This window comes from Cupriavidus sp. OV096 (genome assembly GCF_900115455.1).
In the GTDB taxonomy this organism is placed as follows: domain Bacteria; phylum Pseudomonadota; class Gammaproteobacteria; order Burkholderiales; family Burkholderiaceae; genus Cupriavidus.
Map to the genome: position 1 here is coordinate 124,896 of NZ_FOWM01000011.1, position 13,203 is coordinate 138,098.

Consider the following 13,203-nt stretch of genomic DNA (forward strand, 5'->3'; position numbering starts at 1 on the left):
AGCCAGTGAAAGTGGTGGGGCCATCTAAGCGTGGGCATAACAACCGGGCCTGATCATGGTGAATGTGGATACCAAGCTGCTGGTGATTTTCACCGAGCTGCTGAGCAAGCGAAACGCCACATATGTGGCGGAAAAGATGCATATGACCGCACCTGCGGTCTCGCATTCGCTTGGCCGCCTGCGCGAGATCTTCGACGATCCTCTTTTTATCCGCGTGCCTCACGGCCTGACGCCGACGCCGCGCGCGCTGGAACTGGGCCCCAAGATCCGCGACATGCTGGATCTCTGGTCGTCCATCAATGAAGGTGAAGTCGACGACTTCGACCCGGCTATCGCGACCGGCACCTTGAATATCGGCTTTGCCGCCGAACTGGGCGACACGGTCTTCAATCGTTTCATTCTCCGTATCAAGCAGATGGCGCCGGAACTGCACATCCGGCTGGTCGAATCCCATTCGTGGGAATCGGACGTCGCTTCGATGCGCGCCAACGAGCTGGACCTCGCATTTTCGCCATTCCCGACCCGGCATCCGGAGATCGTCGAGGAGATGGTGACGTCGTTGAACCTCTGGGTTTGCGCCCGCAAGGACCACCCGCTGCTCAAGACCGATTTGACGCTTGAGCAATACCTCGATTGCAGCCATATCTTCATGGCGCACTCGGGCGGCGCCGGCCGTCCGGCTCCGTCGCTGATTCCGCTCGATTACGCCCTGCAGCAACGAGGCCTCAAGCGGAATGCGACGCTGACGGTACATTCGTGGCGTGCTCAGGCCGAACTGGCTGCCCAGACCGACATGATCTTCACGGTCAACGCGCTGACCAAGGACATGGCCTGCGAGACCTACGGCCTCAAGGCTTTCCCGCTACCAGCTGAACTCAACACGCTGCTGGGCCTGAACATGTTCTGGCACCGCAGCCGCAACACGCACCCCATGCTGGTATGGGCGCGTGGCCTGTTCCGGCAAGTGGTAGCCGAGTTCGTCGGCGTCCAGGCCGTCACCCCGCGCGGCCTGCGCGTGGTGGAAGAACAGGATCAGGATATTCCGCAGCCGTAATCGGACTCTGCAGCAAGCAGTTAAACGACTCGGGCGCCTTGTGCGCCCGAGTCGTTTTTATTTGTGCCATCGCAAAGTGCCAGCAGTTTCGGACATGTCTCATATCCGGCCAGGTGATGCCCTGCTAGCGTCGCCATTCGCAACCAACCCAGGGAGCAATGAATGGCGCAGGACATTTTCTTGAACCTCAGCGGCATCGCGGGCGAGTCCATCGACGCGACGCATACCGGTGATATCGAAGTGCTCGAGTGGGCGTGGTCCGTCAGGCAACCCGCAAACATGCACGCAGGCAGCGGGGGCGGCGCCGGCAAGTGCGCCGTCGAGGATCTGACGTTTGACCACTATACGGATCGGGCCTCGCCCAATCTTGTCCAGTACTGCCTCACCGGCAAGCATATTGCCCGCGCCATCCTCGTCATGAGGAAGGCGGGCGGATCACCACTCGAATATCTGAAGATGACGATGGAGGACGTGCTGGTCACGCAGGTGGCTCCCGTCTACTACAACACCATGCGCGTGCCGAGGGAGCGCGTGGCGCTGTCGTTTTCGCGATTCCGGCAGGAGTACGTCGTGCAGAACGCGAGCGGCGGCAGTGCGGGGACGGTAGGGGTGGGGTATGACGTCAAGGCCAATGCGGTGATTTGAGGAGAGGTCATGTTGCTTATATCGAAGAGCGGCATCGTTGACGCCGAGCGGGTCAAGGTGAAGATCTTTCCAGGATTGGAGAGAACCCCCATGCTCAAGGTCAACGGGATAGTGGTCCACCAAACGAACTCTTCCACATCGGGCAGTACGTTCGCGCATTATCAGAAGGCGGGAGCGCATGGCGCGCATTTTCTGATCGACAAGGATGGGACGATATACCAGACCGCATCCGTGTATAAGCGTACCAACCATGTTGGCTGGCTTAAATCACGCTGCCTGGAAACCAGCCAGTGTGCGCCTGCCGAATTTCGGGATGCGCAGAGAATCAAGGGGATCAAGAAGCTCTCCGCGTATGAGCACAAGAAAGAGTCTCCAGCGCGATATCCGGGCAACAATGACTCAATCGGAATTGAAATCGTTGGCCGGGAAATCGGTAAAGTCGAGGGATATGAGGCCGTCAACGAAGCGCAAAATAGATCGTTGCGTTGGCTAGTCAGGGAGCTCGCCGAAACGTTGGGAGTGTCGATGCGCGAAGTGCACAAGCACCCCGACATATCCTACAAAAAGCCGTCGGAAGCGAGGTCGGCGAAATGGCAGGACTGAGAAACGCCGCACTAGCGCTATGTCTCTTGAGTGGGCTAGCAACTCATTCTTACGCTAGAGATGTTAAGAAGGTCGTTGTGGAGAGCGTCGGCCTGAGCGATATAGAGGGGGTTGCCGAGGAGGCCTGCAAAGCGTTTAAGCCAACCGCTTCTCAGATCCGGGCGTATTTCTCAAGAGCTTATCCAGTTGACGGATTCTGGTCGACTAATAAATTCTATTCTCCGTGCCATGCGAAAGGCTCTGTGGAATTTTCCGACGGAAATGCGGGGCGGTGGATCCTGACGTCCAGTGGCATCGCCGAGTTGACGTGGAACCTAAGCGGGCGGGTCGTGCTATATCACGAGAAAAATGGGTGGAGCGACCCATTTCGAGGCATGTACGATGGGCCGGAGCAATAGCGCGGCCGAGGGGAGGCGAGGGGGCAACGACTCGATCTAGCCTCCCAAATAAAAAAACCGGCGCCGAGGCGCCGGTTTTTGTTGCCTGCTCGCTGGGCCGTGGCCCGCGGCGGCTTATCGTTTGGGTCTGTGGGGACAGTCGTTCTTGGTGCAGTTGCCGTACAGCGACAATGCGTGTTCCTGCAGTGCAAAGCCGCGCTCGCGCGCAATGCTTTGCTGGCGTTGCTCGATGTCGGAGTCGAAGAATTCCTCGACCCGGCCGCAATCGAGGCACACCAGGTGATCATGGTGCTTGCCTTCGTTGAGTTCGAAGATCGCCTTGCCTGATTCGAAGTTGTTGCGCGACAGCAGACCCGCCTGCTCGAATTGGGTCAGGACGCGATATACCGTGGCGAGACCGATATCCATGTGCTCGTTGAGCAGGATGCGGTACACGTCTTCGGCGCTCAGGTGGCGCTGTTCACTGGTCTGGAAGATCTCGAGGATCTTGAGGCGGGGGACGGTCGCCTTCAGGCCGATGTTTTTGAGGTCCGCCGGACTCGGCATAGGCGTGACTCCCTAGAGTACAATGTCTGGATAGTTGAATCATAAGGGTTTTGGCGACAAAAGTCGCCCCGGTGCCACGGCCTGTACCGGACCCGGCACTATCCTTTCCCGTCTGAAAGCGAGATCCATGCGTTCATTCCGTACGACCGCCATGCGCCTGCCGCTGGTGTCTTCCCTGCTGGCGGCCGCCGTGCTGGCCGGCGCCTGCTCGGCCTATGACAGCACGTCGCGCAAGGTGGCCGACGCCATCACGCCGTATCGTATCAATATCGTACAGGGCAATTTCGTCTCGCGCGAGGCGGCGTCGCAACTGCGCGAAGGCATGACGCGCGATCAGGTCCGCTTCCTGCTGGGCACGCCGCTCTTGACCGACGTTTTCCACGGCAATCGCTGGGATTACGTGTTCTCGTTCCGCCGCGGCAGCACGCCAGTCGTGCAGCAGCGCCGCTACACGGTGTTCTTCGATGGCGACAAGCTGGTCAAGTTTGGCGGGGACGAACTGCCGTCCGAATATGAGCTGATCGCCGAAATCGACGGGATGAAGGCAGCCCTGCGCAACCAGACGCCGGGCAAGATCGTGACGAGTTCGAGCAGCGCACCGGCTGACGCCCCGGCCACGCCGGCACCGGCCGCACCGGCAGGCGCTGCCGATAGTGCCGCCCCCGTGCCGCCGACCGCCGCGCCGGCCCCCGAAGCCGCCCCGGCTCCGGCCACCCCGCCAGCCACGCCCACGCCCGACACGTCCGCCAAACCGGCAAGCTGACCGGCACGCGGCCCGTTGCGGGCCGCGCCCGGATGCCATGCCGCCTCGCCGCCCCGGCCGGGCGGCGCCCCTTCCCCGACATCGCACAAACACCATGAATATTGCAATCGCAGGCGCTTCCGGCCGCATGGGCCGCATGCTCATCGAACATGTGCTGAATACCGACGGCGTGACGCTGACCGGCGCGCTCGACGTGCCCGGCGCCGCCGCGCTGGGCCAGGATGCCGGGCTATTCCTGGGCCGCGCCACGGGTGTGACGATTTCGTCCGATGTGGACGCCGTGCTCGGCGCCGCCGACTGCCTGATCGACTTTACGCGCCCCGAAGGCACGCTGGCCCACGTGGCGGCGGCGCGCCGGCTCGGCAAGAAGATGGTGATCGGCACCACGGGCTTCGACGCCGCCGGCAAGCAGGCGCTGGCGGACGCTGCCAAGTCGATCGCCATCGTCTTCGCCGCGAACATGAGCGTGGGGGTGAACGCCACCTTCAAGCTGCTGGAAGTGGCGGCAAAGCTACTTTCGACCGGCTATGACATCGAGATCATCGAAGCCCACCATCGTCATAAAGTGGACGCGCCATCGGGCACGGCGCTGGCCATGGGCGAGGTGGTTGCCGGCGCGCTGGGCCGCAGCCTGGACGATTGCGCCGTCTACGCCCGCGAAGGCCATACCGGCCCGCGCGACGCCAACAGCATCGGCTTTGCCACCGTGCGCGGCGGCGATATCGTCGGCGATCACACCGTGATGTTCGCCGGCATTGGCGAGCGCATCGAGATCAGCCACAAGTCGTCGAGCCGCCAGTCGTACGCCGATGGCGCCGTGCGCGCGGCGCGCTTCCTGGCCGACAAGCCGGCCGGCCTGTTCGACATGCAGGACGTGCTGGGCCTGAAGTAAGCCCGGCACACGCCAAAAATTGCCGAAAATGGCCCGCCGCGTGGCCATTTTCAGACTTTTCGCCGTCCGTGGCGGGTGTCCGCCACGGTTATAATCGGCTCTTTCGCAAATCGGTCCGCCCGGCACCCCAGGTGCGCGCGGAACGCCGTCCCCGATCCGACGTCCTGATCCGTCGTACCAAACATGCAAGACAAATATCTTCCTTCCGCCGTTGAACAAGCCGCCCAGCAGCACTGGCAGGCCACCGAAGCCTACAAGGTGGCCGAGCACGCTGTGGGTCCCGACGGGAAGGAGAAGTCGAAGTTCTACGCCTGCTCGATGCTGCCGTACCCGTCGGGCAAGCTGCACATGGGTCACGTGCGGAACTACACGATCAACGACGTAATGGCGCGCTACCTGCGCATGAACGGCCACAACGTGCTGATGCCGATGGGCTGGGACGCGTTCGGCATGCCGGCCGAGAACGCCGCGCTGAACAACCACGTGGCGCCAGCCGCCTGGACCTACGACAACATCGCTTACATGAAGAAGCAGATGCAGTCGATGGGCCTGGCGATCGACTGGTCGCGCGAGGTGGCAACCTGCAGCCCGGACTACTACCGCTGGAACCAGTGGCTGTTCCTGAAGATGCTGGAAAAGGGCATCGCCTACCGCAAGACCGGCACGGTCAACTGGGACCCCGTGGACCAGACCGTGCTGGCGAACGAGCAGGTCATCGACGGGCGCGGCTGGCGCTCGGGCGCGGTGGTGGAAAAGCGCGAAATTCCGATGTATTACCTGCGGATTACCGATTATGCGGACGAGTTGCTCGGTGATCTGGATGCGCTGGGCTGGCCCGAGCGCGTCAAGGTCATGCAGCAGAACTGGATCGGCAAGAGCACCGGCGTGCGCTTCGCGTTCCCGCACAAGATTTCGGGCTCGGACGGCAAGCTCGTCAATGACGGCAAGCTGTACGTGTTCACGACCCGTGCCGACACGATCATGGGCGTGACGTTCTGCGCCGTGGCCGCCGAGCACCCGCTGGCTACCCTGGCCGCGGCGAACAACCCGACGCTGGCCGCCTTCATCGACGAATGCAAGCATGGTTCGGTCATGGAAGCCGACATGGCGACCATGGAGAAGAAGGGCATGCCGACCGGGCTCCAGGTCGAGCACCCGCTGACCGGCGAGCCGGTGGACGTCTGGGTCGGCAACTATGTGCTGATGAGCTACGGCGACGGCGCCGTGATGGGCGTGCCGGCGCACGACGAGCGCGACTTCGCGTTCGCGAACAAGTACCAGCTGGCGATCCGGCAGGTGGTGGACGTCAAGGCCCAGCCGTTCTCCACCGAAGCGTGGCAGGAATGGTACGGCGACAAGGAAGCCGGCAAGCTGGTCCACAGCGGCAAGTACGATGGCCTGGGCTATCAGGCCGCCGTGGACGCCATCGCGGCCGACCTCGCCGCCAAGGGCCTGGGCGAGAAGAAGGTGACCTGGCGCCTGCGCGACTGGGGCATCTCGCGCCAGCGCTACTGGGGCACGCCGATCCCGTTGATCCATTGCGATGCCTGCGGCGTGGTGCCGGTGCCCGAGCAGGACCTGCCCGTGGTGCTGCCGGAAGACCTCGTGCCGGACGGCACCGGCAATCCGCTGAACAAGGACCCGCGCTTCCTGAACTGCACGTGCCCGTCCTGCGGCAAGCCCGCGCGCCGCGAGACGGACACGATGGATACGTTCATCGACTCGTGCTGGTACTACATGCGCTACACGTGCCCGGACGCCCCGACGATGGTCGACGCCCGCAACGACTACTGGATGCCGATGGACCAGTACATCGGCGGCATCGAGCACGCGATCCTGCATTTGCTGTACGCCCGCTTCTGGACCAAGGTCATGCGCGATATGGGCCTGGTCAAGTTCAGCGAGCCGTTCACGAACCTGCTGACGCAGGGGATGGTGCTCAACGAGACCTATTACCGCGAGGACGCCTCGGGCAAGAAGCACTGGTACAACCCGGCCGAGGTGGACGTGCGGACCGACGAGCGCGGCCGCCCGCTGGGTGCCACGCTGAAGGCGGACGGCCAGCCGGTGGTGATCGGCGGCGTGGAGAAGATGTCGAAGTCGAAGAACAACGGCATCGATCCGCAGGCGCTGATCGACCAGTACGGCGCCGACACGGCGCGCCTGTTCGTCATGTTCGCCGCGCCGCCCGAGCAGCAGCTCGAGTGGAGCGGTTCGGGCGTGGAAGGCGCGTCGCGCTTCCTGCGCCGCGTGTGGAACTTCGCCCATGCCAACGCGCAGGCGATTCGTGACGGCGCCGGCACGGCGTTCACGGCCGATGACGCCGCGCTGCGCCGCGACCTGCACGGCGTGTTGAAGCAAGCGAATTACGATTATCAGCGCATCCAGTACAACACCGTGGTCTCGGCCACGATGAAGATGCTGAACGCGCTGGAAGACGCTAAGGGCGCCTCGCCGGCCGCGCGCCGCGAGGGCTTCGGCATCCTGCTGCGCGTGCTGTACCCGGTGGTGCCGCACGTTACGCACGCGCTGTGGCAGGAGCTGGGCTACGCCGAGCAGGGCGGCGACCTGCTGGACGCCGCCTGGCCGCAGGTGGACGAAGCCGCGCTGGTGCGTAGCGAGATCGAACTGGTGCTCCAGGTGAACGGCAAGGTCCGTGGCAGCCTGACGGTGCCGGCCGATGCCGATCGCGCCGCCATCGAGGCCACGGCCGCCGCGAGCGAGATTGTGGCGAAGTTCGCCGCCGGCGCCGCGCCCAAGAAGATCGTGGTTGTGCCGGGCCGACTCGTCAACGTGGTGCTCTGAGGCGCCCGGAAACAAGGGAATTGCGAAGCATGGACGGAATCAACACAGGACGTCGCAGGGTGCTGGCCGCGATGGCGGCAGCCGGCTTGCTGGCCGGCTGCGGCTTTCACATGCGCGGCAACGCCGACTTCGCGTTCAAGCGACTCTATATTGGGCTTCCGGCCAATTCGCTGATGGGATCGGACCTGCGCCGCAACATCCGCAATGGCTCGGACACGCAGATCGTCGATGATCTGAAGGAAGCCGACGCGATTCTCGATGTGCTGGGTGACACCCGCGGCAAGTCGATCCTGTCGATCACGACCGAGGGCGTGGTGCGCGAATACCGGTTGACGCAGCGGTTCAGCTTCCGCCTGCGCGACCCGGCCGGCAAGGAACTGATTCCGCCGTCGCAACTGGTCCTGACCCGCGACCTGACCTACAACGAAGCCAACACGCTGGCCAAGGACTACGAGGAGCAGCAGCTCTATCGCGACATGCAGCGCGATATCGTCCAGCAGCTGATGCGCCGCCTGGCCTCGGTCAAGGCCATCTGAGAGCGGCTAGACTCCGCCCCGCACCGCGATGCAACTGAAGCTCGACGGACTCGACGCGCACCTGAAGCAGGCCCAGGCCAAGGGCATGGCGCCGCTGTACGTCGTGCATGGCGACGAACACCTGCTGGTGCTCGAAGCGGTAGACCGGCTGCGCCGCACCGCGCGCGAGGCCGGTTTTTCCGAGCGGGACGTGCTCGTGGCCGAGCGCGGCTTTCACTGGAGCCAACTGGTCGAGGCCCAGCAGTCGATGTCGCTGTTCGGCGACCGGAAAATCGTGGAATTGCGGATCCCGACCGGCAAGCCCGGCAAGGATGGCGGCGAGGCGCTGCGCGCCGTGGCGGCCCAGCCGTCGCCGGACGTGGTGATGCTCGTCACGCTGCCCCGGCTTGATTTCGCGACGTCCAAGTCGGCGTGGTTCCAGGCGCTGGAGTCCGCCGGGGTCTCGATCAAGGTCGATGCCGTGGACCGCACGCGGCTGCCGGCCTGGGTTGGCGAGCGGCTGGGATTGCAGCAGCAGCGCGTGGAACCGGGCGAGGCCGGGCGCCGGGCGCTCCAGTTCATCGCCGACAAGGTGGAAGGCAACCTGCTCGCCGCCCACCAGGAAATCCAGAAGCTCGGCCTGCTGTACCCGCCCGGCGTGCTTACCTTCGACCAGGTGCACGACGCGGTGCTCAATGTGGCCCGTTACGACGTCTTCAAGCTGTCCGAGGCGATGCTCGGCGGCGACGTGCCGCGCCTCACGCGCATGCTCGAAGGGCTGCGCGGCGAGGGCGAGGCCACGGTGCTGGTGCTCTGGGCGCTGACCGAGGAAATTCGCGTATTATCCAAAGTCCGGCAAGGGCTGGCGGCCGGCAAGCCGGCGGGCGTGCTGATGCGCGAATTGCGCGTCTGGGGCCCACGCGAGCGGCTGGTGCCGCAGGCCGCGCAGCGGTTGGCGCTGCCGCAGCTGGAAGCCGCGCTGGCCATGGCCGCCCGGCTGGACCGGCAGGTCAAGGGCCTGTCCGACCTGCCAGGCGCAGGCGGCCTGGGCGGCAGCCTCCCGGCCGAGCCATGGGATGGCCTGCTGCAACTGGCGCTGATGATCGCGCGCCCGGCCTGAGTTTCCGATCGACCGGTCGCCTGACCTACCCGCACGACACCGGCCCCCGGGCCCCCGAGACACTACTACGCAGTCGAGCCAGGAACGCCTGGACACCATCATGACCGAGTTCGATCTCAACGCTTACATGGACCGCGTTGGCCAGCAGGCCCGCGCGGCGTCGCGCGCGATGGCGCGGGCCACCACGGCCGACAAGAACCGCGCGCTGCTGACCATCGCCGCCGCCATCCGCCGGGATGCCGACAAGCTCAAGGCCGTGAATGCGCGCGATGTGGAGCGTGCCCGGGCCAACGGCCAGGACGCCGCGTTCGTGGACCGCCTGACGCTGTCCGACAAGGCCATCGACACGATGGCGGCCGGGCTGGAGCAGATCGCCGCGCTGGCGGACCCGATCGGCGAGATCACCAATATGAAGTTCCGCCCGACCGGCATCCAGGTCGGCCAGATGCGCGTACCGCTGGGCGTGATCGGCATCATCTATGAGTCGCGCCCGAACGTGACCATCGACGCCGCGGCACTGTGCCTGAAGTCCGGCAACGCCACGATCCTGCGCGGCGGCTCCGAAGCCATCGAGTCGAACACGGCACTGGCCGCGCTGGTGGCGGAAGGGCTTTCGTCGGCCGGGCTGCCGGCCGAGGCCGTGCAGGTCATCGAGACCACCGACCGCGCCGCCGTGGGCCGGCTGATCACGATGACGGAATATGTCGACGTGATCGTGCCGCGCGGCGGCAAGAGCCTGATCGCGCGCCTGATGGAAGAGGCCCGCGTGCCGATGATCAAGCACCTGGACGGCATCTGCCACGTCTACATCGACACCGATGCGGACCTGGACAAGGCCATCCGCGTGGCCGACAACGCCAAGACGCAGCGCTACGCGCCGTGCAACACGATGGAAACGCTGCTGGTGTCGCGCGACATCGCCGCCGCCGTGCTGCCGCCGTTGGCCAGCATCTATCAGGAGAAAGGCGTGGAGCTGCGCGTCTGCGCCGCCACGCGCGCCACGCTGGAAGCGGCCGGCTTCGGCAAGCTGGTCGATGCCACCGAGGAGGACTGGCGCCTCGAATACCTGGCGCCGGTGCTGGCCATCCGCACCGTGGACGGGCTCGACGCGGCCATCGACCATATCAATACCTATGGCTCGGCCCACACCGATTCGATCATCACCGAGAACTACACCGCCGGCATGCGATTCCTGCGCGAGGTGGATTCGGCCAGCGTGATGATCAACGCCTCCACGCGCTTCGCCGATGGTTTCGAATACGGCCTGGGCGCGGAGATCGGCATTTCCAACGACAAGCTCCACGCACGCGGCCCGGTCGGGCTGGAGGGGCTGACTTCGTTGAAATACGTCGTATTCGGGCACGGGGAAATCCGGACCTGAGGATTGCCGGCCACGCTTCTTAAATACGCCAAAACAACGTCCACCACCAATGCTCTGGGTCAAGTCGTTCCATATCGTCTTTGTCGTGTCGTGGTTCGCGGGGCTGTTCTACCTGCCGCGCATCTTCGTCAACCTGGCGATGGAGACCGATCCGGCCGGCGTGCAGCGGCTGCTGCTGATGGCGCGCAAGCTGTTCCGGTTCATGACCATGCTGGCCGTGCCGGCCGTGGTGTTCGGGCTGTGGCTGTACCTCGGCTATGGCATCGGACGCGGCACGGGGCAGGGCTGGATGCACGCCAAGCTGGCGCTGGTGCTGGTGCTGATCGGCTACCACCACGGCTGCGGCGTGCTGTTGCGCAAGTTCGAGCGGAGCGCCAATGCGCGCTCGCACACGTTCTATCGATGGTTCAACGAAGTGCCGGTGCTGGTGCTGCTGGCTATCGTGATCCTCGTGGTCGTGAAGCCGTTTTAAGCGATCTACGATTCAGCGTTCTCCCCCAAAGCCTTACATGAGGTCATGATGAGCAAGCAGGTCGAGTACTTCCTGGCGCCGCAGTCCCCGTTTACCTACCTCGGACATGCCCGCTTCGTCGACATCGCCAACCGCCATAACGCCCAGGTGCTGCTGAAGCCGGTGGATCTTGGCAAGGTGTTCGCGGTGTCCGGCGGCGTGCCGCTGGCGCAGCGTCCGCCGCAGCGCCAGGCATACCGGCTGGTGGAACTCGAGCGTTGGAGCCAGTTCCTGAACATGCCGATGCATCTGCATCCGACGTTCTTCCCGGTGTCCGGCGATGCCGCCGCCCGGCTGATCATCGCCGCGCAACTGGCGCACGGCACGGCGCGCGCGCTGGAGTTGACCGGCGCCATCTGCCGGGGCGTGTGGGCGGACCAGCGCAATATCGCCGATGCGGCCACGCTGGCGCTGATCGCGGACGAGGCCGGCCTGGACGGCGCCAATCTGCTCAAGGCCAGCGAGGGTCAGGCCGTGCAGGCCGCCTACGCGCAGAATACGCAGGACGCGCTCTCCGCCAACGTGTACGGCGCCCCGTGGTTCGTGCTGGATGGCCAGCCGTACTGGGGCCAGGACCGCCTCGATTTCCTGGACCGCGCCCTGGCCGCCGACTAGCGGTCCGCCGCGCGGTCCGCTACGCTAGTCTCACTCCCGTCCGCCACGGCGGACGTTTTTGTTTGCAGGATGCTCTTCCCATGACCCAAGCCTTCTTTGCTCCCTGCCCGCGTGGCCTGGAATCCGCCCTTGCCGAGGAACTGCGGGAAATCGCCCAGTATCCGGCCGTGGTGGCCGCCGCGCCGTTCCAGGTGCATCGCGAGGTGCCGGGCGGCGTGCCGTTCTCGGGCGAGATGGCGGCGGCCTATGCCGTCAACCTGCACTCGCGCATCGCCAGCCGCGTGCTGCTGCGCGTGGCGCAGCGCGGCTACCGGCATGAGGACGATGTCTACGCGCTGGCCCGCCAGCAACGCTGGGATCAGTGGTTTTCGCCGGATGAGTCGCTGCGGGTGGACATCACCGCGCACAAGTCACCGCTGCACAGCCTGAACTTCACCGCGCTGCGCGTGAAGGACGGTGTTTGCGATGCCATGCGCGAGGCGCTCGGCGACCGTCCCAGCGTCGATACGGTCAGCCCGGATGTGCGGATTTATGCGCATTTGACCGAGTTCGACTGCACGCTCTACCTCGACACCACCGGCGAGCCGCTGTTCAAGCGCGGCTGGCGCATGGAGAAGGGCGAGGCGCCGCTCAAGGAAAACCTCGCCGCCGGCATCCTGCGGCTGGCGGGATGGGTGCAGGGCCAGACCGACCGCCCGTTCTTTGATCCGATGTGCGGCAGCGGCACGTTCCTGGTGGAGGCGGCGCAGGTGGCGCTGGGCCTCCCGCCGGGCGGGGCGCGGACCTTCGCGTTCGAATGGCTCAAGGGCATGGACAACAAGGCCTGGCAGGCCCTGCGCGCCGATGCGCAACGCGCCAAGGAGGCGGCGGCCAAGGGCGTGGCGGCGCTGGAGATCGCCGGATCGGACATTTCCACGGACATGCTGACCATGGCGGACGCCAACTGGCAGCGCGCCGGGCTGCCGGGCGAGGTGCCCCTGAAGCAGGTGGATGCGCGCTTTGTGCAGCCACCGTTCGCCACGCCGGGCGTGATGCTGATGAATCCGCCCTATGGCGAGCGGATTGCCGTGCGCGGCGAGCAGCGCCGGGGCGCACTGCCCGAGGCCCCGCGCGACGAGGCCGAGGAGGCCGCCGCGAACCAGTTCGCCAGCGCCTTCGCTACCACCTTGAAGCAACACTTCGCGGGCTGGCAGGCGTGGGTGTTCACGGGCGACCTGAGTATGCCGAAGCGCCTGCGGCTCAAGGAATCGCGCCGCACGCCGCTCTACAACGGCAATATCGAATGCCGGCTGTTCCGCTTCGACATGGTGCGCGGCGGCAACCGCAAGGAAGGCGGGGAAGCGCCGAAGGAATAA

The 13,203-nt window shown here is 65.1% G+C and carries 13 protein-coding genes; 12 read left to right on the forward strand and 1 reads right to left on the reverse strand.

The window, feature by feature from the left end; all coding sequences use genetic code 11:
- Positions 1 to 55 precede the first annotated feature (55 nt).
- From BM115_RS21255 to BM115_RS21265, 3 genes are all read left to right on the forward strand, one after another.
- Complete coding sequence (locus BM115_RS21255; RefSeq protein ID WP_092298761.1) at positions 56 to 1,054, forward strand: LysR family transcriptional regulator; 999 nt, start codon at positions 56 to 58, stop codon at positions 1,052 to 1,054.
- A 162-nt stretch (positions 1,055 to 1,216) separates the two neighbouring features.
- Positions 1,217 to 1,699 (forward strand): Hcp family type VI secretion system effector, encoded by a 483-nt coding sequence (locus BM115_RS21260; protein WP_092298763.1) that lies wholly within the window; start codon positions 1,217 to 1,219, stop codon positions 1,697 to 1,699.
- 9 nt (positions 1,700 to 1,708) lie between these two features.
- Entirely contained in the window at positions 1,709 to 2,302 is a 594-nt protein-coding gene (locus BM115_RS21265) for a peptidoglycan recognition protein family protein (protein ID WP_092298766.1), read from the forward strand.
- Positions 2,303 to 2,814: 512 nt separating this feature from the next.
- Here BM115_RS21265 and fur read toward each other — a convergent pair.
- Positions 2,815 to 3,246, reverse strand: a complete 432-nt coding sequence (gene fur / locus BM115_RS21270) for a ferric iron uptake transcriptional regulator (RefSeq protein WP_092298769.1) — start codon at positions 3,244 to 3,246, stop codon at positions 2,815 to 2,817.
- 127 nt (positions 3,247 to 3,373) lie between these two features.
- Here fur and BM115_RS21275 point away from each other — a divergent pair, with 127 nt between their 5' ends.
- The 9 genes from BM115_RS21275 to BM115_RS21315 all read left to right on the forward strand — a co-directional run bounded on the left by BM115_RS21275 (position 3,374) and on the right by BM115_RS21315 (position 13,203).
- Complete coding sequence (locus tag BM115_RS21275; RefSeq protein ID WP_092298771.1) at positions 3,374 to 4,009, forward strand: outer membrane protein assembly factor BamE; 636 nt, start codon at positions 3,374 to 3,376, stop codon at positions 4,007 to 4,009.
- Between the two features lie 94 nt (positions 4,010 to 4,103).
- Complete coding sequence (dapB, locus tag BM115_RS21280) at positions 4,104 to 4,901, forward strand: 4-hydroxy-tetrahydrodipicolinate reductase (protein WP_092298774.1); 798 nt, start codon at positions 4,104 to 4,106, stop codon at positions 4,899 to 4,901.
- Between the two features lie 183 nt (positions 4,902 to 5,084).
- On the forward strand, positions 5,085 to 7,706 hold the full coding sequence (gene leuS / locus BM115_RS21285) for a leucine--tRNA ligase (RefSeq protein WP_092298777.1): 2,622 nt from the start codon (positions 5,085 to 5,087) through the stop codon (positions 7,704 to 7,706).
- Positions 7,707 to 7,735: 29 nt separating this feature from the next.
- Complete coding sequence (gene lptE / locus BM115_RS21290) at positions 7,736 to 8,242, forward strand: LPS-assembly lipoprotein LptE (RefSeq protein ID WP_092298781.1); 507 nt, start codon at positions 7,736 to 7,738, stop codon at positions 8,240 to 8,242.
- 28 nt (positions 8,243 to 8,270) lie between these two features.
- Positions 8,271 to 9,341 (forward strand): DNA polymerase III subunit delta, encoded by a 1,071-nt coding sequence (gene holA / locus BM115_RS21295; protein ID WP_092298784.1) that lies wholly within the window; start codon positions 8,271 to 8,273, stop codon positions 9,339 to 9,341.
- Positions 9,342 to 9,441: 100 nt separating this feature from the next.
- Positions 9,442 to 10,722 carry a glutamate-5-semialdehyde dehydrogenase gene (locus BM115_RS21300; protein ID WP_092298787.1) on the forward strand — a complete coding sequence of 427 codons (1,281 nt, stop codon included), beginning with the start codon at positions 9,442 to 9,444 and terminating at the stop codon, positions 10,720 to 10,722.
- A 49-nt stretch (positions 10,723 to 10,771) separates the two neighbouring features.
- Positions 10,772 to 11,194, forward strand: a complete 423-nt coding sequence (locus tag BM115_RS21305; RefSeq protein ID WP_092298790.1) for a CopD family protein — start codon at positions 10,772 to 10,774, stop codon at positions 11,192 to 11,194.
- 48 nt (positions 11,195 to 11,242) lie between these two features.
- The gene (locus tag BM115_RS21310) at positions 11,243 to 11,848 is read left to right on the forward strand and encodes a 2-hydroxychromene-2-carboxylate isomerase (protein ID WP_092298793.1); all 606 of its coding nucleotides are present in this window, start codon (positions 11,243 to 11,245) and stop codon (positions 11,846 to 11,848) included.
- Between the two features lie 80 nt (positions 11,849 to 11,928).
- Positions 11,929 to 13,203 (forward strand): THUMP domain-containing class I SAM-dependent RNA methyltransferase, encoded by a 1,275-nt coding sequence (locus BM115_RS21315; protein ID WP_092298796.1) that lies wholly within the window; start codon positions 11,929 to 11,931, stop codon positions 13,201 to 13,203.